Origin of the sequence: Ensifer sp. ENS06, assembly GCF_014852205.1 — a bacterium.
Classification (GTDB): Bacteria; Pseudomonadota; Alphaproteobacteria; order Rhizobiales; family Rhizobiaceae; genus Ensifer; species Ensifer adhaerens.
Window position 1 is genome coordinate 38,643 of sequence record NZ_JACVBC010000010.1, and the last position, 22,572, is coordinate 61,214.

Sequence of the window (22,572 nt, forward strand, 5' to 3'; positions counted from 1 at the left end):
AAAAGAGGGAGCTTTTCGGATGAAGAAGAACGTCACGGCCCTGTGCCTTACAACCATGCTTGGCGGTATCGCGTTGTCGCCACTACCCGCATTTGCAGACGATCTGGTTATCGGTCTTGCGACCGCACAGACCGGCGGTCTTGCACCCTATGACCAGCCGTCGCTGAAGGGTCTGGAAATGGCGGTCGAGGAGATCAATGCGGCCGGTGGTGCTGCCGGCAAATTCCCGATCAAGCTCGTCGCCAAGGATACGCGCTCGGATGCGGCGCAGACGGCGCTGGTGGCGCAGGAACTGGTTGACGAAGGCGTCAAGATCGTGATCACGCCTTGCGATGCCGATCCGTCGATTGCTGCCGGCCAGGTGACACAGGCAGCCCAGATCCCCGCCTTCTCCTTCTGCGCCACGACGCCGACCATGCCGCTTGCGGTGGGCGACTACATGTTTGGCAATTATCCGGCCGACAACGTCCAGGCCTCTGTTCTTGCGACCTACGCGTTCGAGAAGGGTTACAAGAAGGCCTACATCCTGAAGTCGCCGGATAGCGCCTATACTCTGAAGCTGCCGGAGTATTTCGCCGTTGCGTTCAAAGCCAAGGGCGGCGAACTGCTCGGTGAGGGCACCTACAGCATGGGCCAGCAGGACTTCGGCGCCGAGGTCACCAAGATCAAGGCGATGAACCCGGCGCCCGACGTCATCATGACGGCGGCCTACGAGCCGGATTTCCCAGCCTTCATCCGTCAGCTGCGCGGTGCAGGGGTGGCCACGCCGATCCTCGGCAGCGACGGCATCGATTCGCCCACGACCTTCGGCCTTGGTGCCACCGTCGACGGGGTTGTCTTTACAACCGCAGGCTTTGCCAGCGAAGGCAGCCCGCTTGCTGACTTCAATGTGAAGTACAAGGAAAAATACGGTCAGGTGCCGGATACGGTCTACATCGCCAACGGCTACGACCTTGGCAAGGTGATCGACGCGGCGGTGACGGAGGCAAACAGTATCGATCCGGTTGCCATACGCAACGCGATCGCCTCGCTCGAAAACGTCCAGGGTGTGACCGGCCCGATCAGCTATGCCGGCACGCAAGGGATGCCGATGCGCTCGGTATCGCTGGTGCAGATCGAAAGCGGCAATCGCCAGCTGATCAGTCAGGGCGTTCCGGCGGCCGCCGACGTTCCAGCCCCCTGATCGATCACCTGTGGTGGTCCCCGGATTTCCCCGGGGATCGTGCCTGTCTGCGCCGGCGGCGCTTTGCAATCCACGGCAAGGACTTTGCCCGATGATGATGAGTGAAATTCCCGTTCTGAAGCCGCTTCTGGAAGTGAGCGGCCTTAAGGTCGCCTATGGTGCGGTCGAAGCCCTGAAGGGTGTTGATCTCGCCGTCGGCAAAGGGCAGATCGTGACGTTGCTCGGCGCCAACGGCGCTGGCAAGAGCTCGACGCTGAACGCGCTTGTCGGTCTGGCGGGAAAGAAGGCCGGACGTGTGTCTTTCAACGGCCGGGATGTTTCCGGCCTCGCGCCGGAACAGATTGTCCGGCTCGGAATGACCTTGACGCCCGAGGGACGGCGCATCTTCCCGAGCCTCACCGTCGACGAACACCTGCTGCTCGGCGGTGCCATGCACAAGGCGCGCGGCGCGATATCAGAGGTGCGCGAAGACATGCTCTCGCGATTCCCGATCCTGAAAGAACGCCTCACCCAGAAGGCCGGCTCGCTCTCAGGGGGAGAACAGCAGATGCTCGCGATCGCCCGCTCGATGATGTCGTCGCCTGACTTGTTGCTGCTCGACGAGCCCTCGCTCGGCCTGGCGCCGCAGGTGGTGGATCTGATCTTCGACCTGATCGCCGGGCTGAGACAAAAGGGCCTGACGATCCTCCTGGTCGAGCAGAACGTCTCTCTGTCGCTCGAGATTGCTGACGCGGGCTACGTCATGGCCAATGGCCGGGTCGTGCTTTCGGGCACGGCCGCCGAACTGCGCAATTCAACCGAAATCCAGGGCGCCTATCTCGGCGCCTGAGCCGAGCGCGTGGAGGGTCAATTCATGGATATGTTCCTGCAGCAACTCGTCAATGCGCTCAGCCTCGGCGGCACTTATGCGCTTCTGGCGCTTGGCCTTGCGGTCGTCTTTTCGATCATGGGGCTCATCAATTTCGCCCATGGCGAACTGATGACGGCTGCCGGCTACGGCCTCTGCTTTGCCCTGTTGCTGGGCCTGCCGTTTCCGCTCGCTGTCTGTGCGGCTCTTTTGATCGCCATCGTGCTTGCCATGCTGATGGAGCGCATCGCCTTTCGGCCGGTGCGCGGCGCCAGTGGCACGACGCTGCTTCTAACGAGCTTTGCCGTTAGCGCGATCCTGCGCGTGATCTTCCAGAACTTCATTTCCGCCCGTCCGAAGCCGGTGCCGATGCCCGAGAGCTTTTCTGGCACGATCGAGATCGGCGGCCTGCATCTGGGCCTCATTCAGGGAACCTCGATCCTCGTCACGATCATCATGCTGGTCGGCCTGAACCTCTTCCTTCGCACGACCGTGCTCGGTCGTGCCATGCGTGCTGCATCCGAAGATTTCGCTATCGTTCGGCTGATGGGTATCCGCGCCAATGCGGTGGTCGCTACCGCCTTTGCGATCTCCGGCCTGCTTGCCGGCGTCGCCGGCATCCTCTGGGTGGCCCAGCGCGGCAGTGTCGATCCGTTGATGGGCTTCCTGCCAGTGCTCAAAGCCTTTATCGCCGCAATTATCGGTGGGCTCGGCAGCCTCTCCGGCGCTGTCGCCGGCGGCTTTCTGCTCGGCTTCATCGAAGTGTTCTTGCAAGCCTATCTGCCGGAAAGCCTGCTCAGCTACCGCGACGCCTTCACCATCCTGCTCGTCATCGGGGTTCTGCTCTTTGCTCCGCAGGGGTTGCTTGCAAAGAAGACCGTCATCAAGCTTTGATGTTCGCGAAAGCACCTGGTATCGGGATGATAGGGTCAGTGCAGACGCAAGCAATGGCAATGAGTTGGCATTGATCGTCCGCAATCACCTTGTGGACTCGTCGAGGTCGGCAGGATTTGCGGCTTGCCCTTGGGCCCTGTCGTCTTCCCGTCATGGCACTTGGTATCAACGAATGGAATGGAAATGCCGCACATAGTCGTAAAGATGTTCCCTGGCCGCACCGAGGAGCAGAAACAGGAATTCGCCGCGAAAGTGGTCGAAGCTGCGAAAACCATCCTAGGCTCAAGCGACGCTTCGCTTTCCGTTTCCATCTTAGAAGTGGATCCGGCGGAGTGGGATGCGAGTGTCTACGACCCGGAAATAGTGGCGAACGAAAGCACGCTCTATAAACGGCCGGGTTACGGGGCTCTCTCACAGTCGTAGGGGGTGATCGCCGAGGGCGTTTTTGAATGAAGCGGGGGTGCCATGCAAACCCCGCTCGCCTCGGCCACACGGCCACTTTGCCCGGCATGCTGACAGGATTGGAGTGTCCAATGTTCATTCATCTGCTGGCGCTGCCAGCGGAAGAGCGCGCTATTCAGGATGGGGTGGCGCACCAGGCACCTGCGCTGGCTCCGTAGGCGCCAACCCCGCGACCCGGATCTACGTCTGCACTTGTGATCGTCAGGCTGAGCTCGGATCCCACGTCGGTTTGTCAACCGTGGTGCAAGGTACAGCCCGCCAATTGGAATGACGAGCATTGAGCAGCGTTGAATTCCCGTCCACCACGAGCCACAGCCCGTTGCCAAGGGCGTGTACAGTGAGGGGTTTTCGCTTCTCCTGCTTGCCGCGCGCCGACGCAAGCATATAGCGGTTCGCGCTGATGATGCCTCGTTCGCGCATTCGCGCGTTAACAAGCTGCTCGAGCGGAATAAGCAGATGTGCTTCTCCAAGATCGAAGTAGAGCGAAGGATCCTCCGGCAACCTTTCGAGCGCGGCCGCGATCTCTTGGTTCAACTCCATCTTTCCAACGGCGCCGTCGGCCTGGAGTGCTAGATACTTTCGCGACATTTCATCGGCTTTCATTCAGCGCTACAGCGACGAGCACTTCGCTGGGCCATCCCGGCCAGGACGACCCTGTTGCTCGTCGGCATTCGGTACCATTATCGCTCATGATTGCTGGGTATCTATGTGAAATCGCACTGTCGGCTGTCCGACCGACAAATTTCAACTGTTCCCCATTGTGCATGCTTGCTGTTGGGTCAATCGAAGGCTTTTCTTTCGTCTGCCAGGGTCCGCAGCGTTTGATGTGAAATCGGCCAATGAACCGATTTTTGCCATCTGAACGCTGCCGATCGCTTGAGCGCCTGCCTAGCTCAAAGGCCTTCGAGGGATCCCCCAGTGTCAGGCACCAATTGCTGCGCCCGTACCATCGAACAGCGAGGACCGGCTCTCGTCGATCCGGATCCCGACGGCTTCGCCAACGCGAAAAGGTGTGTCGGCCGGTGCGCTGACATTGATCAGGCCGAGCCGGCCGGCGCGAACGAAGACGCTCATATTGCCGCCGAGATACTCGCTCGCCTCGATGACGCCGCGGCAATGCCCAGTTTCCGGAGCAACCAGCGCCAAGTGCTCGGGCCTTGCGCCCAGTTTCTCGGGTTCGACCGTCCCTGGCATGGGAAGCGCTAGATCGCCTTCGCCGCTCAGGTCGAGGCGGCCGCCCTGGTCGCGCCGGCATGGCAGGAGGTTCATCTTTGGGCTGCCGATGAACTGCGCGACGAAAAGGTTCGCCGGCTTTTCGTAGAGGTCTCTCGGGCTACCCTGCTGCATGATCCGCCCGTCCTTCATCACGACGATCCGGTCGGCCAGCGTCATCGCCTCCACCTGGTCATGGGTCACATAGATCATGGTGGCGCCAAGCGTGCGATGCAGCTTGGCGATCTCAAGTCGCATATCGACGCGCAGCGCCGCATCGAGGTTTGAAAGCGGCTCGTCAAAGAGAAAGCCGACCGGCTCGCGCACAATTGCCCGCCCGATTGCGACTCGCTGGCGCTGGCCGCCCGAGAGCTCCTTCGGATAGCGGTCCAGAAGGGGCGTGAGCTTCAGCGTTTCCGCCGCTGCCTCGATCTTGGCCCTTGCGGTCTCCGACGGCACCTTGGCGAGCCTCAGGCCGAAGCCCATGTTCTGCCGCACCGTCATGTGCGGATAGAGCGCATAGGACTGGAAGACCATGGCGAGCTGACGATCGACCGGCGAAGCGGACGTCGCATCCCGCCCATTGATCAAAATCTGGCCGTCGGTCGTTGCCTCGAGACCCGCGATCATGCGCAACAGCGTTGACTTGCCGCAGCCGGAGGGCCCGACGATGACGACGAATTCACCGTCGGCGATCTCAAGGTCGAGCTCCCGGATGATCTCAACTGCGCCGTAGCGCTTTCCGGCTTTCCTGAGCGAAATCGTTCCCATGCGTGTCTCCTGGAATATCAACCCTTGACCGCGCCGGCGGTCATCGATCCACTGATCTGGCGGTACATCACGAGGCCGAGCAGCATTGGCGGCAAAGCGCCGACGACCATCACTGCCGATGCTACGCCCCACTGCACACCGCCGCCGCTTGCGGCAAAAAAGAAGGATGCGCCGACCGTGACCGGAACTGCCTTGGAGGTCGTCAGCATCAGGCCGAAGAGGAATTCGTTCCACGCGGTGATGAAGCCGAAGATCAGGCTGGTGACGATCGCCGGCCGGCAGAGCGGCATCACGACCTTGATGAGGATCTGCGTGCGGTTTGCACCATCCATGAGGGCAGCCTCGTCGAGTTCCGCGGGCAGGTCACGGATGGCGTTGACGAGGATGACGAGCGCAAGCGGCAGGTTGACGATCGTCAGGATCAGCCCCAGCCCCAGGCGCGTATCAAGCAGCGCAAGCCACTGGAACATCATGTAGAGCGGGATCGCGAAGATGATCAGCGGCACGGCGCGCAGGTTGACAATAAAGGGCAGGAGTGTGCGTTCGCCAATCTTGCCGCGGGCAATCGCGTAGGCTGCGGGGAGCGCCAGCGCCACGGCAAGTACCGTTCCCATCAGCGCCACAGCAAGGCTGTTGAACAGATAGAGGAAGATGTTCAGCCGATCGGAGACCTCGAACACGGCGCGGTAGTTCTCAAATGTCGGGGCCTGGACCCAGAGACCGGGGTTGCCGGAAAGCTCGCGCGCACTCTTGAACGAGGTGGAAAGCGTCACCAGCACCGGAAAGTTCAAGCCGATGGCGGCAACAGCGAAAACGAACCAACGGAGTGCTGACATCATCGCTTGGCTCCTTTCCGCCGGCTGGCGAGAGCATTGAGGCCATAAAGCACGGCGAAGGAGGCGACGAACAGGACGACTGAGGTGGCAACCGCCTTGCCGATGGCGCCCTGCTTGAAGAAGGCCTCATAGATGTAGATCGACAGCGATGCCGTCGATCCGCCGGGACCGCTCCCGGTCAACACATAGACGTTGTCAAAGACCCGGAAGCCGTCGATGAAGCGGATAAGCAACGCGGCCGCGATCGTAGGGCCCATCATCGGCAGTTCGATGAACCACAGGCGCTGCAGGCTTCGCGCCCCGTCCATTGCGGATGCTTCGGCAATCTCGGAAGGGATCGCCTGATAGGCCATGTAGAAAAGCAGCAGCGTGAATGGTGTCCACTGCAACGTCTCAACGACGACCAGGGTCCAGAAGGCGGAGCCGGGCCCAAGGAACGAGATGCTGGCGCCGAAATAGGTCCAGAGATAATAAGGTACCGGCCCGACGAATTCGTGCAGGACAAGGCGGTACATCAGGCCGACCAGTGCCGGTGCGACCATGAGCGGCAGCATCAGGATCGCCATCAGCCAGCTCCGTTTTTCGATGAGCGGCGACAGGAAGATCGCCAGCGACAGCCCGAGCAGGCATTCGAGAATAGCGGTCAAGAGGCCGAAGCGCAGTGAGAACCAGCTCGCCTGCCAGAAAGCCGCATCGCTCCAGACCGAGAGAAAGTTCTTGAGCCCGGTAAACGTCGGCTGGCGTAGCGTCTCGAAGGAGACCTCGGAGACCGAATAGATCAGGTTGACGAGGGCCGGGAAGCCCAGGAAAACGAGCAGGAAGAGAACGAGCGGCGTGGCGAGCAGCCGGAACTCAGGGGCATTGGATTGCGGTCTGGCTATCGTCATGGCACCGATCTGTGTCTGTTGTCGGTCGGGCAAGGGGACGCAAGGTGTTTCCTCGGTCCACTTCCCAGTGCCTGTTACAGGAGATCTAGCCAGCCCAAATCCTTGAGCTGGATGGCTCTTTGGCACCGCGGACGCGGCGCACCTGGATCCCGTGTGGAGCACTGGCAAGTGGGGTGGAGAAAGATTCCCCGGTACCCGCTTGTCGTTGAGGGCTGCGGCCTCCTGGTGGACGCCGCAACCCTTTCACTTACTTCAGCAGGTCTGCCATGCCCTTTTCGGTGTTAGCGAGCGCATCCTCGATCGATTGCTGGCCGGACCAGTAGCCGGTGAACTCCTTGGCCTGCAGTTCGTAGACCGACAGCGCCTTGGCTGACGTAGCACCGTTCATGACGTAACCGTACTTGCCGGCGAATTCGCCGAGCTTGACGAGATCAGGCCGGGAATCGGCGACCTCGACGACCACTTCCGGCGTCAGGGCTGGTGCGCCGTTGTTTTTGGCGTAGATCAGCGCCGCTTCCTTGGAAGACAGCCACTTCACGAACTTGGCCGCACCCTCCTTGTTTTCGGCATTCTTGTTGAGGCCGAAACCGAGGCCGTGGATATGGGTGAAGCGCCCTTGAGGACCTGCAGGTGGTGCGACCGTTTCGGTCACGTCTGCCACAGCAGGGGATTTCTCCTTGCTCGTCAGGTCGCCGGCTGCCGCATTCCATTGCAGCATTGCGGCCACTTGGCCAGACGCAAAGGCGGCATTCGCCTCGGCAAATTCGTAAGACAGTGAGTCCTTCGGTGATGCGCCATTGTCGTAGAGCAGCTTGTAGATCTCGAGGCCCTTTCGATAGGCATCGGAGTTCACGGTGATCTTGCCGCTGTCGTCCCTCCAGTTCGCACCATAGGCGCGTGGTACCGACTGCCAGACCATGATGTTGAAGAGAAGGTTCTTGAGCTGCAGCACCGTGCCGTAGCGGGTCGGGCTGTCCGGGTTGACCGCCTGAGTGAAGTAGAGCGCGGTGGCGGCGTAATCGTCCCAGGTCCACTCGTCCGGGATCTTGGGCTCCAGCTTCTTGCCGAGATACTTCTCCGAGATCTCGGCATATTTCGCCTTGCCGGCGTCATCTTTCAGCAGGGCCTCGATCAGGTCCTTGCGGAAATACATGAAGTGAAGCGAGAGATCGGTTGGCACGCCATATTGCTTGCCCTGGTACTGCATGGTCGACAGTACGGAATCGCCATAGACCGCCTTGGCTTCGCCCGAAAGTTCGACCGGCTCCATGAACGGCGCGTAACGGCCGATCGAATAGGTAGCGAGCAGGTTGAGGTCGAAGGCCTTCGAGCCAGCGGCGAGATCGGCCTGCAGCTTGTCCCAGAAGCCGTCTCGGTTGAAGAACAGAAGTTCGACCTTGTCGTTCTCGGCAACGTCTGACTTGGCGTTGTAGGCGTCGGCGGCAGCCCGCAGTGCCGTTTCTTCCGGGCCGCCCGGCCAGCCGAGCACCGTTACTTCCGCAAGGGCCGGCGTGGCCGCCAGCAGGCTCGCAATACCCGCTGCGGCGAGCAGCGCACGTCTTTTCGTTGTCGCAAATGTCATTTTTGGTTCTCCCTCAAGTTTTGTTGACACTCTGCAAGATCAGCAACGCCGATCACCCCTGCATTCTCCCCAAGGGCGGCGGCGTGTAGCGATGGTCGAAGGCGTGGCGGCACCGGTTCCAGTGCGCGTTCGACGGCGGCGAGATAGCCTTCGGCCAGGCCGATGCTGCCGCCGATGACGATGCGTTTCGGGTCCAACGTGAGCTGGATGTTGCGGCAGAGCAGCGCGGTTCGCCCCGCGGATGTTTCGATGATGCGCCTGGCCCAGTCATCGGCATTTCGGGCCGCGGCAAAGACGTCGCGCGCGGTGGCGCCGGATTGGTGGGGGGATGCCTCCCTGGCGATCCAGTGGCCGGACACGCGATCTTCGAGCACATCATCAGCCCATTCGGCACTACGCGATTGGCCGAAGTGTCCGGCGAGGCCCTCGAGCAGACGCCCGTTCAGGACGATGCCGCCGCCGATGCCGGTGGAGATCGTCAGGAAGACCATGTCTTCGCGGTTGCCTGCGCCAAAGGCGTATTCACCCCAGGCGGCCGCATGGGCGTCGTTTGCAGCCAGTACCGGCACGTCAGCCAGTCGTTCGATCGTCGCTGTCAGCGGAAACCGATCAGGTATGGCGAGTGTGTTGCGGTTGAGCGCTGACCATTGGCCGTTATCGACAATGCCAGTGACCGCGGCGCCGACCGAGCCGTACGCACCGCGCCAGGACGCGATCGCACCGAAGAGTGCGGCGAGCCACTGGGTCGGGTCGCCTTGGCGGGGCGTCGGCATCCGGTGCGTGTCGACGATCTCTGTTCCCCGGATAAGGGCAGCCAGCATCTTCGTGCCGCCGACATCGATCGAAAGAACGGTCCGGGGCTCAGTCATGATCAAGCCTCGCTTCCGGCAAGCGTTTGATCGAGCGCCTGCCGGAACCACGCCGTCACATGTTCGGGACGCGTGATCGCGGAACCGACGACGACAGTGAAGGCCCCCGCCTGCAGCGCCTGAGCGGCCTGTTCGGGCGTGCGCACACAGCCTTCGGCAACCACGTGAGGGGTGAGGCCGCGCATGGCGGCGATGAGCGCGAAGTCCGGCTCCGTCGGCTCGACCGGTCCGGTGTAGCCAGCAAGGGTTGAGCCGACGATCTCGGCACCTTCGGCAAGCGCGCGCTCGGCGTCGGCGAAAACAGAGCAATCCGCCATGGCGATCTTGCCGCCGGCGTGAATGCGCTCGATCAGCGTCCTGGTCGCAACCGGCCGTTCGCGAGCAGTGGCATCATAGGCGATGATATCGGCGCCGGCTGCCGCCAGAGCATCGACGTCCTCGACAAAGGGGGTGATGCGGATCGGCGATGTCTCCAGGTCGCGTTTGACGAGGCCGATAATTGGCCGATCGGTCGCCTGGCGCACGGCGCGAACATAGTCTGCAGATTCGATGCGAAGGGCGGTTGCGCCGCCGTCGAGCGCGGCCAAGGCGAAACCGACAACCATGGCGGCATTGTCCATGACGCCGCCTTTCACCGGTTGGCAAGAAACGATCAGACCGTGCTTGAGGCTATGGATGTCGAAGGTCACGCAGGCTCTCCCAATGGAGGCCTCACGGTAACAGTGTAAGACCAGATTGCAATAGGAATTATACTGGTATTACCTCATCAGCTCGATAACGAAGTCGTAGACGTCACCCCGGTACTTGGTCTGGGTGAATTCGACAATTTGCCCATCGGCCAGGAAACAGCGCCGCTCCATGACGAGCAGGCTCGTGTCTTCGGGCGTTGCGAGCAGGCGTCGCTCTTCATCGCTTGCAGGCTTTGCCTGCATGCGCTGCAGTGCCCGGACAGGCAAAGCGCCGTGGGCTGCGAGATATTCGTACAAGGACGCGCCGATGGCGTCCGGATCCGGCACAAAGCGGGCGGGAAGCGATGCCGTTTCGATCGCGATCGGCGTGTCGTTGGCCGTCCTCAATCGTCTAAGGCGTACGATTTTTTCTCCCGCCGGAATGCCAAGCGCCATCATTTCAGCGGGTGACGGGCGGCTGATTTCACGTGAGATCCAGGTGCAACCGGGTTCCAGCCCGCGCGAGCGCATATCTTCGGAGAAGCTCGTCATCGTGGCCAGGGATTTCTCGACACGTGATGAAACAACGGTCTTTGCCCCCTGGCGGCGGTCAAGCAGGCCATCAGCGACGAGCCCTTCGATCGCCTTGCGCACCGTCACGCGCGAAATCGAAAGGCCCTCGCTCAAGTCCCGCTCGCTGGGGATGACCGAACCGCGGCGGAGTGTCGAGGCGCTGATGGCCTGTTTGATCGCCTCTTCAAGGCGGCGATAGAGCGGCTCGCCGCTGTCGCCCGACATTTGGCTGGCAAGAAACTCGAGCGTTGTCTGATCGTTCATGGGGATCACCTTTCCGGATGACCCCTTATGCAAAATTTTTCATAGGTTTTAAACTGGTATTGTCGTAATCGGCCTCAGCGACACATGCCGGGCCAATGTGTGGCGCCGATCCGTGGCGGCAAATGGCGTCCTGCACGAGCCTAAAGCAGTGCCACTATCGCTGCGATGAACAGCATTGCGAGCACCGCGAGTGCAAGATGGAGTAGGTTCGCCCGGTGGCTTTGGCTTCTAAAAGTTCGCGCCATGTTCTTTACCTCACGATCTGACATGTAACGCACAGCTCTCATGATGGTTCATGGCCATCGCAGCTGAACCGTCGGCTGGCGACCGCCTATGCATTTCCCACATGGGAGCGCTGAGTTTTGAGCGCTGCAACTTAGGGAAAGCCTGAGCTATAAGGTGTTCATCGAAGCGAAACGAGGCGCCACGGACTGGCAGCCAGGCTTCGAAAGCCCATTGAAAGGGGGATCAAATGAACATCGCACGCTCCATCAACAACTGGCGCAAGTACCGTCAGACGGTCACCGAGCTGGGCCGCATGTCGAACCGCGAACTTCGCGACCTCGGCATCGAACGCGCCGACATCGACCGCGTCGCACGTACGGCCTTCGCCCGCTAAGGCGATCTTAAAGACTGAAGAATTGCCAAGCGCCTGCATCTCCTGCGGGCGCTTTTGCTTTTGAGGTCATGGAGTTTGTTGGGGCGTAGGGAACACCATATGTTCCAGGCTGGCGCGCCCCGCAAAATCGTCCAAAAGAAAACCCCGCCGGGGAAGGCGGGGCAAGGCTCACGCCCAGTTGGCTCGGGGAAGAAACTCCATCAGAAGACTGACATGCGCACGTAGCGAAGAATGAAACAGGCTGTTGCGGATTGCTGATGAGCTCCCTGATGACCGTTCGCCGTCTTCAAGGCGAGCCCTGCGGCACTGGCGAAGGCACGCCGAGTCTTATTGCCTTTGAGAAATTTGGCGACAACCCGTCGTCCCGAGCACGTTGGCCGATATGACTGGCATTTCTGAGTTCTGCGAGCGACACTGACGTATCGACCGCCCCCCGATCATAAGCGTAGTCGGGAAGATACCCGTTGACGATGAGACGCCAGTCGAACGGGATCGAGTCTCCTACAACGCGCATCATCTTGACAACCGTCGTCGTGCAGTTGGTCGTAAGCGAGTTGTAGAAGAGCGGCGTTGTGGCAAGAGCGTTGGCGTCTGTAACATACTCGCGCAGAAGCGCACGCGCCTGGTCAGGTGACGCCTTCAGGCGATAGATTTGAACATCCTCGCTGCGGAAATTTGACCGGACGCCCACCACGTCCCGTTCGTCGGCTGCGATGATCACCAAAGGATTGCTCTTGAACAAATCTGCGAGCGGCGAGAACGCGCCGCCAACCCGCCGACGGACTTCGACCGACCACGGGAGCTGCTCGCCGCCTTCAAATCCAAAGCTGAATATTACATGGGCAATCTCTGGCCCCGCCCAATAGGACATGAACAGGTCGACTGTTCGGAGCTTCCTCATATCGTAGGTCCGCGTGGTCCACCGTTCGACGAATTCCGTGCTGCTGTGCCATTCGAAGTTGCGAACATTGGTTAGTGTCAGCAGGTCGCCGTGAAATTCGCCTGTAACCTGTCGTGCAACATCAGGTGCCCACGAACCGTCTTCGACGGGTTTGATCGTCCTCCACCAAATCAAGACAACTGCGAACGCAACTGCAAATACCAGGAGAGCTTTGAGACGCCAGCGGCCAAACAGCGCGGCGACCGTCAAAAGCCCGACAAGTGCAAAGAGTCCGGCGATAAAACCTCTTGTGAATTCGGAAACGGGAAGACGATACCATAATGCAAGCGAGGCCCATGCGGCTGCCACGGCTAGCAGAATCGCCGGCGGAACAGTCAGAACAACCAGAGCCCAGCGACTCCAGCCACTCCTTTGCTTGTTCCAACCTGGATTCCTCAACACTTCAGGTCCCGCGTAGTTTGCCAGCCGCTTTGTTTGGGCTGCCGCTTGCTCATGTTTGACTCCTCTCGTCACATTCTCGATTGGCCCATTTCAAGAGCCGCTTAAACCACACAGTATTTCCCCAGGTTCGCTCTTCGTCAGCATTATGTCGAATATATCGTACTACTGAAGAACGTAACGGTTACATTCCGCACGAGCGCGTTGCAGCCGCGGTGAGGAGGGAACCGTCAATTATTGACGGGGAAGACCTCCGGAAATCGTCAACCGCCGCCAACCGTAGACTGGCTCGGCATCTTCGCGCGACCGATGCGGTTTACTAAACTGCCTTGGTGCCTGGAGGCAGACCGCGCTATTCGTCCGGTGCAGCAGCATCTTCTGGCGAATCTCCCTAAAAATTTACGGAGCGCTGGACACGGCGCGATAACTTGACTGGCAGAACTTGGTCCGAACCTACCGACCTTGCGATGGAGCGTACATGTCAAGCCGCCTCAAGACATTCACTGCACTGGTACTGTCCCTATCGGCGTTTCTGCCGGCCGCGGCGTCGACCGAAACGGCCTTCCTCGACCACCGCGGCAAGAAGGTCATGTTTGCAAAACCGCCGGAACGCGTCGTGACGACAGTTCGCTCGGCGCCGATCATCTATCGTGCCGTGGACGAAAAGGCCGATCGCATCGTCGGCATGAACAAGGATTCGCTGGTGAGGTACTTTACCAGCGGCATCTATGCCGAGATGCTCCCGGAAATGGCCAAAATCAATGCCAGTGCCGCCCAGGATGGCTTCGTACCGAATGTCGAGGCGATCCTTGCGGAAAAACCCGACGTGGTGATCCAGTGGACCCATGACGAGAAGCTTATCGAACCGCTGGAGCGGGTGGGGCTCACTGTCGTCGGCTGGCAATGCTGCTCCGAGCAGGACCGGCTCGACTATGTCACGCTCAGTGGCTACATGACCGGCCGCAACGACCGCGCCCAGGCAATCCTGAAGCACAGTCCGAAACGTTGAAGGCCCTCAATGAAAAGGTTGCCAAGCTCGACAAGTCGGCGCTTCCGTCTGTCCTTCACATCGACAAGGTCGCCGACCAGATCCAGGTCATCGCCAATGGCTCGCAGGATCTTTCCCTCAGCGGCGTCACCAACCCGGCGGCGGATAAAACCGGTGAATGGTGGCGAACCGTCGATTTTGAACAGTTGCTCGTCTGGAACCCGGACATCATCATCATTCCCGCCTATGCGACCGACCTCAACCCCAAGGATTTCTTCAACAACCCGGTCCTTGCCAGCCTGAAGGCCGTGAAGGAGAAGCGCGTATACAAGCAGCCGATCTTTGCCAGCACCCCCGATGCGCCGGAAATCTTCCTGACATCGGAATGGCTGGCGGCGGTCGCCCATGGGGCCGATTTTGCTCCCACCTTCAAGAAGCAGATCCTCGACAACTACAAGCTCATTTACGGCGCCGAACTGAAAGACGACCAGGTCGCTGCGATCCTTGAAACTGAAAGCAATGCGCCTGCGAGCAGATATGCCGAGCTCTTCCAGTAAGGGCGACCTGTAGCCTGCGGACTGGATCTGGCAGTACCCGACGACGACGGCGCGCGGCGGCTACGTCTTCATGCACAAGGACAACATGACCCGCTACCCAGACCGTGGCCCCAAAAAGGAGGCGCTTGTCGCCAATGTCTGCCTCGCGTTTCGCAGGCTCTCCATGGGTGAACTGCTGACTTAAAGGACCAAGACGCGGTCCCTATTGGCGCACGTACCCAAAAGTGCAGGTGGCTCACGGCCAGGCCGCGTAGTTCGTGTTGACGTCGTTCCTCTTCAGGGCGCCGCCGGCGCTGGCAACGAGCTTCTCAGCTGTGCAAGATTTTCTGTCAAATGTTCTGGCAGGCCGTGCTTGCCTTTGGCCTTCTCCGCTTCTTTTGACGTAACAAAGGTCGTGCTTCCTGTTCTTTTCACGAGCACACGAAAGGGTGAATTTGCCCTGGAGTGGCTGCGGCCATTTTGGCCTTCAATCGTAAGTGACCGCCCCCCCCCGAGCCCGCTTATAGTGATTTGCCTTTTGGGGAGGCCGCTACAGATTGCTAATGTTCTATTGCGCGAAAGTTGTTGAGAGCACACATGCAAACACCAGCAATCGTCACGGATCTTGCCTCTATTGTCCAAACTGCTCTGGCGCCGGTATTTCTCCTCGCTGGTACGGCAGGTTTCGTCGGTGTCTACGAGATGCGTCTTGGCAGGGTTTCCGATCGGCTCAATGCGATACAGGAAAAAGGTGAGCGAGGGGGCGGGCGACGCACGCAGTTGGACTATCTGCGCCGCCGTACGCTTGCCCTGGAAATAGCTGTCGCACTCGGGACGTTTGCCGCGATTTGCACTGGATGGGCAATCCTCAATCTACTCGCCGGTGCGCTTCAGTTCGGGTTTCGTGAAGAAAATCTCTTCTGGTTCTTCGGCGGTGCGATCCTGTCGCTTATCGGATCGCTTGTCGCATTCCTTGTCGAGATGCTTATTGCTGGGCGCAGCATGTTGCGCCAGATACGGATGGACGAAACCACCCCGGAACGCGATTGATCGGACAGTCCAAAGGTTCAAAGACAGGAAGCCTTCGCAGCCAGATCTCGGGGACGCGCAGGCGACCGTTGGACCGACCTGCGGCTTCTAACCGGAGCATTTAAGGTTTCGATCGCCTCTGGTTTCTTCCGCAGAGTCGCAGACTGCTAATAGAGCGACAGGGCCGCCCCCGGATAAAGGCCATCTAACAGTTTCCTCCAGGAATGCATGAACGGGCACAAAGAGCGTAAGATGTCCTTCGTTCTGGCGGTTACCGCGGCGTTTTTCATACTAGTATTACTATAAACAAATAATGTCTTGTAACGGGTGGGCATGGGTGTATTCTCGCGTAAATAGCGATGAGCGCTTAGTCTGATTTTGTCCCGATTACCACGTTTTGGGGATGTTATTATGATCGACTGGTTCGTAAGCACGCTTCGCACATATCCTGAAATTGCAATCTTTCTCTCATTGGCGCTGGGATACTACTTCGGTTCATTCACCTACAAAGGCCTTGGCCTCGGTGCGGTGACTGCGACGCTGATCGCTGCCGTCATCATCGGTCAACTCGGGATCACCATTTCGCCGCCGCTCAAGGCCACGTTCTTTCTGATGTTCCTGTTTGCGATCGGCTACGGCGTCGGGCCGCAATTCGTTCGGGGCATCGCGAAGGATGGCCTCCCGCAAGCGTTGTTCGCGGCGGTTGTGTGTGTCTTTTGCCTGGGAGCGCCATATATCGCTGCCAAGATAGCCGGTTATGATGTGGGTTCCGCGCTGGGGCTCTATGCAGGCTCGCAGACCATCTCGGCGTCGATGGGATTGGGAACGGATGCCATCAATCGCCTTGGTTTGGCGCCGGAAGAAACCAAACGTCTTCTGGACGCCATGCCGGTCGCCTATGCCGTCACCTATATTTTCGGAACGATCGGATCGGCCATCGTGCTGGCGTTGATCGGTCCTGCGCTCATGGGTATCGACCTGGAGGCGGAATGCAAACGCTACGAGGCCGAGCAGGGTGGCAAGAAGGAAGCGGGGGGCGCTGGAACCGCTTGGCACCACTACGAGTTGCGCGCCTATCGGGTCCGCGAGGGCGGGCCGGTCGTCGGCAAGACGGCACGTGAAGCCGAATCGATGATCCCTGAGCAGCGGATTTTCATTGAACGTATTCGTCGCGGGGGAAAGATCGAGGATGCTACGGCAGACACGGTGATCCAGGCAGGCGACGTCGTTGCCGTGGCCGGGCGGCGCGAAGTGCTGGTAAGCGTGATCGGTCAAACGGCAGAGGAAGTCGACGACCGCGAGTTGCTGGCCGTGCCGGTCGAAGGGGTCGATGTTCTTGTCACAACCAAGGAGGCGAACGGCAAGACGCTGGCGGAACTGGCACAATGGCCAACGTCCCGTGGCGTGTTCCTGCGCCGGATCGCCCGTGGCGCTACGGCGACGGAAATTCCGATCCTTCCGAACACGCAAGTCCACCGCGGCGATATCCTGACGATCGTCGGGCGAACGCAGGACACCGCGGCTGCCGCCAAAGCCCTGGGTGTGGCCGACCGGCCGAGTGACATTGCCGATGTCGCCTTCATCGGCGCCGCAATTGCCATCGGTGGCTTGCTCGGTGCGCTCGTCTACAAGGTCGGCGATGTGCCGTTTACCCTGTCCACGTCTGGAGGCGCATTGATATCCGGGCTTTTCTTCGGCTGGCTCCGCTCCGTGCGGCCGAAATTCGGACGAATACCGACATCGACGGTCTGGTTCATGAACTCCGTCGGTCTCAACGTTTTCATCGCGGTGGTCGGTATTTCCTCGGGTCCAGGATTTGTAGCTGGCTTGCAGCAGCTTGGCTTCAGCCTGTTCCTTTGGGGCATATTCGCAACGACCGTCCCGCTCGTGCTGGCAATGTATGTCGGAAAATATGTGTTCCGGTTCCACCCTGCTATTCTGTTGGGATGCTGTTCCGGCGCGCGCACCACGACTGCCTCGCTCGGGATGATCAACGATCGCGCCAAGAGCCAGATACCAGGCCTCGGCTATACTGTGACCTATGCCGTCGGCAACACCCTGTTGACGATCTGGGGCATGGTGCTCGTGATGATGATGACCTAGCGCATCTCCGGGTTAAATGGGGATGCGGAGGTGCCGCGTCCCTTCGACTACAGGCATGTATCTCGCATCTTTTCCAGTAGGCGGCTTCTTATCGGACCGGGATGGTTCGTCTTTCGAAGCCCTGGCCAGCGGGATCAGAGACCCTTTCTTGAGACTGCTTCGTCCCATTTATTGCGTCGATAATAATAGCCGCGACCACTGACGAAAACCGCAGATCGGTGGCCGCGGGTAGCCCATACGAGCCGAGTTGGGAGCGCGCTATGCCGAACAAGACCGCACAAGTAGATCAGTTTCTGCTCATCCATTCGGCACGCGCCGACAATTGGCGTGAGATCACGACGCTGGCAGACGCCTGGGCCGCCAATCGCGGCGCGCGGGCTGCCCTGGAAGCGGCGATTTCTGCTGTGGCACCGGCGGAGGAATACTACGCCTATCCGGGCAGACGGCTGCTTTCGGTTCTGGCAGAGCGTATTGCCACCGACGATGCCGGTGGAGCGGCAAGGCTTGCACGACGCATCTCCAATGGGCTGCTCAGCCATTCCTATCGCGGCCGCCAAAGTGAATGGGACGTGCATGACGAAATGTCAGGAGCCGAAGTGACCGATATCATGCCGCCGGGAACCGGAGAGGCTCGCGGGCGCCGGCCCTATTTCGAAGTTCTGTTCGTCAACAGTCAGCCGGCCACGCGTTGGGAGGCATTCGCCGCAGAGATTAGGAGGCTGCGCCGGCCAGAGGACGGTTTCATTTACGAGCCGGTGCTGGTCGGGTCCTTCGAGGATGCGTTCTGCGCGGCCGCCCTGAACCCCGATATTATCGCTATCGTGCTCGCTGAAGGTTTTCCTTACCGCTCACGGCACGACGCGCCTGTGCTTCGATCGGTGCTTGATCCGCTGGGAGAAACCGAGGGACCAGACATGTCGGCGCTTCGCCTGGCGCGCGGCTTGAAGCGCATCCGGCCCGAACTCGACGTCTATCTGCTTTCCGACCGGCAAGTCGAAAAGATCGCCGGAGATCCGACGGCGGATGCGGTGCGGCGCGTGTTTTACGCGGTGGAGGAGCCGCTGGAGATGCATCTCGCGATCCTCGAAGGGGTGCAGGCACGCTATGAAACGCCCTTCTTCGACAATCTTAAGAAATATGCGCGACGGCCCATCGGTACATTTCATGCGCTCCCCATCGCGCGCGGCAAATCCGTCTTCAAGTCTGACTGGATCCGCGACATGGGCGAATTCTATGGGCTCAATCTGTTCCTTGCGGAAAGCAGTGCGACGACGGGTGGTCTCGATAGCCTTTTGGAGCCCACAGGTACGATCAAACGCTCTCAGGAGCTGGCGGCACGTGCCTTTGGCGCTGACCACGTCTTCTTTGTGACGAACGGCACCTCCACCTCCAACAAGATGGCCGTGCAGGCCCTTCTGGCGCCCGGCGACATTGCGGTAGTCGATCGCAACTGCCACAAGTCGCATCACTACGGCATGGTGCTGACCGGCGCGCAGCCCTACTATGTCGAAGCGTTCCCGATGACCGAGTACTCGATGTACGGCGCCGTGCCGCTTGCGACGATCAAGCGAGCGCTTTTGACGTTAAGGGCGGAAGGGCGTCTGGACCGGCTGAAACTGCTCGACCTCACCAACTGCACCTTCGACGGGCACATGTATAACGTCAGGCGCGTGATGGAGGAGTGTCTCGCCATCAAGCCGGACCTCATCTTCCTCTGGGATGAAGCGTGGTCCGGATTTGCCCGATTTTCACCCTTCCTGCGGCCACGCACGGCCATGGGGGCAGCAGCGGATATCGAAAGCTGGTTGCAGGATCCGGCGTCGGTCAGTGCCTACGAAAAGCAGCGTGCGGACCTTGGCGATGAGCCGTCCGACGAAGCGCTGCTCGCCGCACGCCTACTTCCCGATCCGCGTCTTGTTCGCCTTCGGGTCTATCAGACCAATTCGACGCACAAATCGATGTCAGCGATCCGGCAAGGCTCAATGTTGCTCGTCAAGGATGTCGATTTTCATACCGTCGAAGCCCAGTTCCACGAGGCGGTGTTCACCCATGCCTCGACAAGTCCGAACCAGCAGCTGATCGCCAGTCTCGACGTTGCACGCCGGCAGATGGAGCTCGATGGGTATGGGTTGGTGATGAACGCGATCGAGATCGCTCTCAAGATCCGTCGGGCGATCAACGAACATCCGCTGATTTCGAAGTATTTCCGCGTTCTCGGTGCGGATGAGATGATCCCTGCGCAGTATCGCCAGTCAGGGTTCAAGGACTACCTGGCACCGGGTGCGACCTGGGCCACGGCGGTGAAAGCCATGAACGAAGACGAATTCTACCTCGATCCCACGCGTATGACGCTGGTATGTGGAACGGCTGGCTTTGACGGAACCCAATTCAAGGGGCTGCTGGCCAACGAGTACGATATCCAGCTGAACAAGACGTCGCGAAACAGCGTGCTTTTGCAGTCCAACATCAACAATACCCGCAGTGATATCGCGCATCTCGTTCGCGTCCTGGTCGAGATCTGCCGTGGTATCGAAAAACGGCTTGCCGATGGCGGCGAGGGCGAGCGGGCTGCCTTCGCTGCACGGGTAAAGTCGCTGATGACGGATGTGCCGGACCTTCCAAATTTCAGTCACTTCCACGCGTTGTATCGCGGTGACGCGGGACGCACGTCGCCCGAAGGCGACATGCGAGCCGCCTTCTTCCACGCCTATGATGCTTCGGTCTGCGAATACGTACCGCTGATCGGAGCCGAGTGCGACAAGCGGCTGAAGGAAGGTCCGGAAATGGTCTCGGCTAACTTCGTCATCCCCTATCCCCCGGGGTTCCCCATCATGGTGCCGGGTCAGGTCCTGACGCAGGAGACGATCGACTTCATGCGGAAGCTGGATGTGAAGGAGATCCATGGCTACGAGAAGGCAAGGGGTCTGAAGCTAGTCAAACCTGATGCAGTTGCGGCCAAGGCGAAACGATCGGCGAAAGCACGGTAGTGCCGGAGCTTGCACGGGTCCGCGGGCTGCTACCCGGACGAATTCGACCCCCCATGCTTTTCATGGATTGCCGGTTTGCATGGACGTTTGGCGTCGGCGGTAAAGCTGCCTTGGCCCTTGATTGAGGTGGGAGGGAGTTCGTCTGGTCATGATTTGGATCGAGCAATTCCTGGTCAAGTATCCTGAGCTTGCCGTATTCCTTGCAATTAGCATCGGGTATCTGATCGGCGGCCTCAAGTTCGGAGGTTTCAGTCTGGGTCCGGTCACCGGCTCGTTGTTCGCCGGTATCCTCATCGGTCAGTTCGCCGATGTTCCGATTGCCGGGATGGCGAAATCGCTGCTTTTTCTCCTGTTCCTTTTCGGTATCGGCTACTCGGTCGGGCCGCAGTTCCTGCAGGCCTTGAAACGGGACGGCATGAAGCCTGTTCTGCTTGCGGTGGTCGTCTGTGTGACCGGGCTGGTCACAGCCGTTGTGGTCGCGAAAATCCTCGGCTTGGATCCTGGATTTGCGGCCGGGCTTTTGTCGGGCGCGCTCACTGAAAGTCCGGCAATGGGCACTGCCACCGAAGCGATCAACGCATTGCCGCTGCCCGAGGCGGATCGCGCACGGTTTGTCGCCCACATCGCCGTGGCCGACGCAGTTTGCTACGTATTCGGCGCTGTTGGCGTCATCCTGTTTTGCAGCGTTGTCGGTCCAAAATTGCTTGGCATCGACCTCGTCGCCGAGGCGCTAAAACTTGAGAAAGAATACGGGATAACCCGAAAGGCCACCGGGGTCGCGTCCGCCTGGCACAGGTTCGAAATTCGCGCCTACCGGATAGCGGAGGGCGCGCCCATCGCCGGTCGATCGGTCGTCGATGCCGAGGCAACATTTCCGGAGCATCGACTATTCATTCAACGCCTGCGACGCGGGGGCTTAATCCTTGAGGCCGCTCCCGAGCTTGTGATTGAACCTGGCGATATCGTTGCGGTGTCCGGAACACGAGAGGTGCTGGTCACCGTCCTTGGTCAGCGCTCCGAGGAAGTCGAGGATCGTGAGCTGTTGGACGTGCCGATATCGGTGACCGACGTGTTGCTGACGAGCCCTGAACTTAATGGCCGAAGCATTGCGGATGTGGCGACAGAAGGCTGGACAAGAAGCCTCTATCTGCGAACGATCAGTCGTGGCGGCCAGGAGATTCCTCTGGCGCCAGGGATCACAGTGCAGCGCGGGGATATCCTTCGCCTCGTCGGCCCGGAACCGGTCGTGGTGAGCGCCGCCAAGCGCATTGGTGTCGTGGTCGCGCCGGCCACTGCAACGGACTTCCTGGTCCTCGGCCTTGCGATCTTCCTGGGCGGGCTTGTCGGCGTTCTCGTCACGTTTCCCATCGGAGACATGAGGATTTCGCTGAGCACCAGTGTGGGCACACTCCTCGCCGGATTGGTGGTGGGGCACCTGCGCACGCGCTTTCCACTTTTTGGTCGCATACCGGATGCTGCGGTGTCACTCATGACCGCGCTTGGTCTTGCCGCCTTCGTCGCGATGACTGGCCTTCATGCAGGTCCGGTATTTGGCCCCGCTATCGCGGAAGCGGGTGTCGGGCTCCTGGTCGGCGGCATGATCGTCACAATGGTTCCATTGATCGTAGGCCTTTACTTTGGACGCTACGTGCTTGGCATGAACCCCATACTGTTGTTGGGTGGACTAGCCGGCGCGCAGACCATGACGGCCGGCATGGCCGCCGTCCAGGACAGGTCGGGGAGCTCGGTAGCAGTCCTTGGTTACACGCCTGCAGTCCCTATCGGCCATATACTGCTCACCACATGGGGGACGGTGATCGTGGGTATCATCGCCGGATAAGAAGCCAATAATCTAATCGATCAGCGGCAAAACAAGTGCACGACGAGAATTTGCAACAGACTTCTAAAGTAAAGTGGCGAATA

General features: G+C 59.9%; 20 protein-coding genes. 11 read left to right on the top strand and 9 right to left on the bottom strand.

Annotated elements, in window-relative coordinates; all coding sequences use genetic code 11:
* Positions 1–19: 19 nt before the first annotated feature.
* The 4 genes from IB279_RS26950 to IB279_RS26965 all read left to right on the top strand — a co-directional run bounded on the left by IB279_RS26950 (position 20) and on the right by IB279_RS26965 (position 3,347).
* Positions 20–1,183, top strand: coding sequence for an ABC transporter substrate-binding protein (locus IB279_RS26950; RefSeq protein WP_051659459.1), 1,164 nt, complete (start codon positions 20–22; stop codon positions 1,181–1,183).
* Positions 1,184–1,274: 91 nt separating this feature from the next.
* Positions 1,275–2,012 carry an ABC transporter ATP-binding protein gene (locus tag IB279_RS26955; RefSeq protein WP_226020830.1) on the top strand — a complete coding sequence of 246 codons (738 nt, stop codon included), beginning with the start codon at positions 1,275–1,277 and terminating at the stop codon, positions 2,010–2,012.
* 24 nt (positions 2,013–2,036) lie between these two features.
* On the top strand, positions 2,037–2,924 hold the full coding sequence (locus tag IB279_RS26960; RefSeq protein ID WP_176960447.1) for a branched-chain amino acid ABC transporter permease: 888 nt from the start codon (positions 2,037–2,039) through the stop codon (positions 2,922–2,924).
* 183 nt (positions 2,925–3,107) lie between these two features.
* The gene (locus tag IB279_RS26965) at positions 3,108–3,347 is read left to right on the top strand and encodes a tautomerase family protein (RefSeq protein ID WP_060609394.1); all 240 of its coding nucleotides are present in this window, start codon (positions 3,108–3,110) and stop codon (positions 3,345–3,347) included.
* Positions 3,348–3,587: 240 nt separating this feature from the next.
* Here IB279_RS26965 and IB279_RS26970 read toward each other — a convergent pair whose 3' ends face one another.
* The 8 genes from IB279_RS26970 to IB279_RS27005 form a co-directional block, all read right to left on the bottom strand.
* Entirely contained in the window at positions 3,588–3,989 is a 402-nt protein-coding gene (locus IB279_RS26970) for a hypothetical protein (protein WP_060644495.1), read from the bottom strand.
* Between the two features lie 318 nt (positions 3,990–4,307).
* A complete protein-coding gene (locus IB279_RS26975; RefSeq protein WP_090301584.1) occupies positions 4,308–5,369 on the bottom strand; it encodes an ABC transporter ATP-binding protein in 1,062 nt (353 codons plus the stop codon).
* 17 nt (positions 5,370–5,386) lie between these two features.
* The gene (locus IB279_RS26980) at positions 5,387–6,208 is read right to left on the bottom strand and encodes a carbohydrate ABC transporter permease (protein ID WP_060516729.1); all 822 of its coding nucleotides are present in this window, start codon (positions 6,206–6,208) and stop codon (positions 5,387–5,389) included.
* Positions 6,205–7,092 carry a carbohydrate ABC transporter permease gene (locus IB279_RS26985; RefSeq protein ID WP_192340028.1) on the bottom strand — a complete coding sequence of 296 codons (888 nt, stop codon included), beginning with the start codon at positions 7,090–7,092 and terminating at the stop codon, positions 6,205–6,207. The genes IB279_RS26980 and IB279_RS26985 overlap by 4 nt, the downstream gene beginning before the upstream one ends.
* 247 nt (positions 7,093–7,339) lie before the next feature.
* Positions 7,340–8,674: an extracellular solute-binding protein gene (locus IB279_RS26990; protein WP_060644498.1), complete on the bottom strand. Its 1,335-nt coding sequence runs from the start codon at positions 8,672–8,674 to the stop codon at positions 7,340–7,342.
* Positions 8,671–9,495, bottom strand: coding sequence for an ROK family protein (locus IB279_RS38200; protein ID WP_234852866.1), 825 nt, complete (start codon positions 9,493–9,495; stop codon positions 8,671–8,673). Before IB279_RS38200 ends, IB279_RS26990 begins: the two co-directional genes overlap by 4 nt.
* 50 nt (positions 9,496–9,545) lie before the next feature.
* On the bottom strand, positions 9,546–10,232 hold the full coding sequence (locus IB279_RS38205) for an N-acetylmannosamine-6-phosphate 2-epimerase (protein WP_034798722.1): 687 nt from the start codon (positions 10,230–10,232) through the stop codon (positions 9,546–9,548).
* A 69-nt stretch (positions 10,233–10,301) separates the two neighbouring features.
* Complete coding sequence (locus tag IB279_RS27005) at positions 10,302–11,048, bottom strand: GntR family transcriptional regulator (protein ID WP_034798725.1); 747 nt, start codon at positions 11,046–11,048, stop codon at positions 10,302–10,304.
* A 472-nt stretch (positions 11,049–11,520) separates the two neighbouring features.
* Here IB279_RS27005 and IB279_RS27010 point away from each other — a divergent pair, with 472 nt between their 5' ends.
* On the top strand, positions 11,521–11,667 hold the full coding sequence (locus IB279_RS27010) for a DUF1127 domain-containing protein (protein WP_064817045.1): 147 nt from the start codon (positions 11,521–11,523) through the stop codon (positions 11,665–11,667).
* A 286-nt stretch (positions 11,668–11,953) separates the two neighbouring features.
* Here the strand turns inward: IB279_RS27010 and IB279_RS27015 are convergent, their stop codons facing one another.
* A complete protein-coding gene (locus tag IB279_RS27015) occupies positions 11,954–12,955 on the bottom strand; it encodes a DUF4105 domain-containing protein (RefSeq protein WP_034798802.1) in 1,002 nt (333 codons plus the stop codon).
* Positions 12,956–13,484: 529 nt separating this feature from the next.
* On the opposite strand from IB279_RS27015, the gene IB279_RS37380 reads away from it, so the two are divergent.
* The 6 genes from IB279_RS37380 to aspT (IB279_RS27040) all read left to right on the top strand — a co-directional run bounded on the left by IB279_RS37380 (position 13,485) and on the right by aspT (IB279_RS27040) (position 22,489).
* Positions 13,485–14,015: an ABC transporter substrate-binding protein gene (locus IB279_RS37380; RefSeq protein ID WP_234824578.1), complete on the top strand. Its 531-nt coding sequence runs from the start codon at positions 13,485–13,487 to the stop codon at positions 14,013–14,015.
* On the top strand, positions 14,012–14,551 hold the full coding sequence (locus IB279_RS37385) for an ABC transporter substrate-binding protein (RefSeq protein ID WP_246802147.1): 540 nt from the start codon (positions 14,012–14,014) through the stop codon (positions 14,549–14,551). The genes IB279_RS37380 and IB279_RS37385 overlap by 4 nt, the downstream gene beginning before the upstream one ends.
* Positions 14,552–15,127: 576 nt before the next feature.
* Positions 15,128–15,580, top strand: coding sequence for a DUF2721 domain-containing protein (locus tag IB279_RS27025; RefSeq protein ID WP_034798730.1), 453 nt, complete (start codon positions 15,128–15,130; stop codon positions 15,578–15,580).
* 390 nt (positions 15,581–15,970) lie between these two features.
* Positions 15,971–17,662, top strand: a complete 1,692-nt coding sequence (aspT, locus tag IB279_RS27030; protein WP_034798732.1) for an aspartate-alanine antiporter — start codon at positions 15,971–15,973, stop codon at positions 17,660–17,662.
* 260 nt (positions 17,663–17,922) lie between these two features.
* Complete coding sequence (locus IB279_RS27035) at positions 17,923–20,649, top strand: decarboxylase (protein ID WP_034798734.1); 2,727 nt, start codon at positions 17,923–17,925, stop codon at positions 20,647–20,649.
* 148 nt (positions 20,650–20,797) lie between these two features.
* Positions 20,798–22,489, top strand: coding sequence for an aspartate-alanine antiporter (gene aspT, locus IB279_RS27040; protein ID WP_060609836.1), 1,692 nt, complete (start codon positions 20,798–20,800; stop codon positions 22,487–22,489).
* The last annotated feature ends 83 nt before the right edge of the window (positions 22,490–22,572 follow it).

What these genes read in the sequence shown, in the direction of transcription:
- IB279_RS26970 (WP_060644495.1), bottom strand. Translation starts at nt 3,989, where the DNA reads ATGAAAGCCGATGAAATGTCGCGAAAGTATCTAGCACTCCAGGCCGAC.
- IB279_RS27035 (WP_034798734.1), top strand. Translation starts at nt 17,923, where the DNA reads ATGCCGAACAAGACCGCACAAGTAGATCAGTTTCTGCTCATCCATTCG.
- IB279_RS27025 (WP_034798730.1), top strand. Translation starts at nt 15,128, where the DNA reads ATGCAAACACCAGCAATCGTCACGGATCTTGCCTCTATTGTCCAAACT.
- IB279_RS27005 (WP_034798725.1), bottom strand. Translation starts at nt 11,048, where the DNA reads ATGAACGATCAGACAACGCTCGAGTTTCTTGCCAGCCAAATGTCGGGC.
- IB279_RS38200 (WP_234852866.1), bottom strand. Translation starts at nt 9,495, where the DNA reads ATGCTGGCTGCCCTTATCCGGGGAACAGAGATCGTCGACACGCACCGG.
- IB279_RS26950 (WP_051659459.1), top strand. Translation starts at nt 20, where the DNA reads ATGAAGAAGAACGTCACGGCCCTGTGCCTTACAACCATGCTTGGCGGT.
- IB279_RS26990 (WP_060644498.1), bottom strand. Translation starts at nt 8,674, where the DNA reads ATGACATTTGCGACAACGAAAAGACGTGCGCTGCTCGCCGCAGCGGGT.
- IB279_RS26960 (WP_176960447.1), top strand. Translation starts at nt 2,037, where the DNA reads ATGGATATGTTCCTGCAGCAACTCGTCAATGCGCTCAGCCTCGGCGGC.
- IB279_RS26980 (WP_060516729.1), bottom strand. Translation starts at nt 6,208, where the DNA reads ATGATGTCAGCACTCCGTTGGTTCGTTTTCGCTGTTGCCGCCATCGGC.
- IB279_RS37380 (WP_234824578.1), top strand. Translation starts at nt 13,485, where the DNA reads ATGTCAAGCCGCCTCAAGACATTCACTGCACTGGTACTGTCCCTATCG.
- aspT (WP_034798732.1), top strand. Translation starts at nt 15,971, where the DNA reads ATGATCGACTGGTTCGTAAGCACGCTTCGCACATATCCTGAAATTGCA.
- IB279_RS27010 (WP_064817045.1), top strand. Translation starts at nt 11,521, where the DNA reads ATGAACATCGCACGCTCCATCAACAACTGGCGCAAGTACCGTCAGACG.
- IB279_RS26955 (WP_226020830.1), top strand. Translation starts at nt 1,275, where the DNA reads ATGATGATGAGTGAAATTCCCGTTCTGAAGCCGCTTCTGGAAGTGAGC.
- IB279_RS26975 (WP_090301584.1), bottom strand. Translation starts at nt 5,369, where the DNA reads ATGGGAACGATTTCGCTCAGGAAAGCCGGAAAGCGCTACGGCGCAGTT.
- aspT (WP_060609836.1), top strand. Translation starts at nt 20,798, where the DNA reads ATGATTTGGATCGAGCAATTCCTGGTCAAGTATCCTGAGCTTGCCGTA.
- IB279_RS26985 (WP_192340028.1), bottom strand. Translation starts at nt 7,092, where the DNA reads ATGACGATAGCCAGACCGCAATCCAATGCCCCTGAGTTCCGGCTGCTC.
- IB279_RS26965 (WP_060609394.1), top strand. Translation starts at nt 3,108, where the DNA reads ATGCCGCACATAGTCGTAAAGATGTTCCCTGGCCGCACCGAGGAGCAG.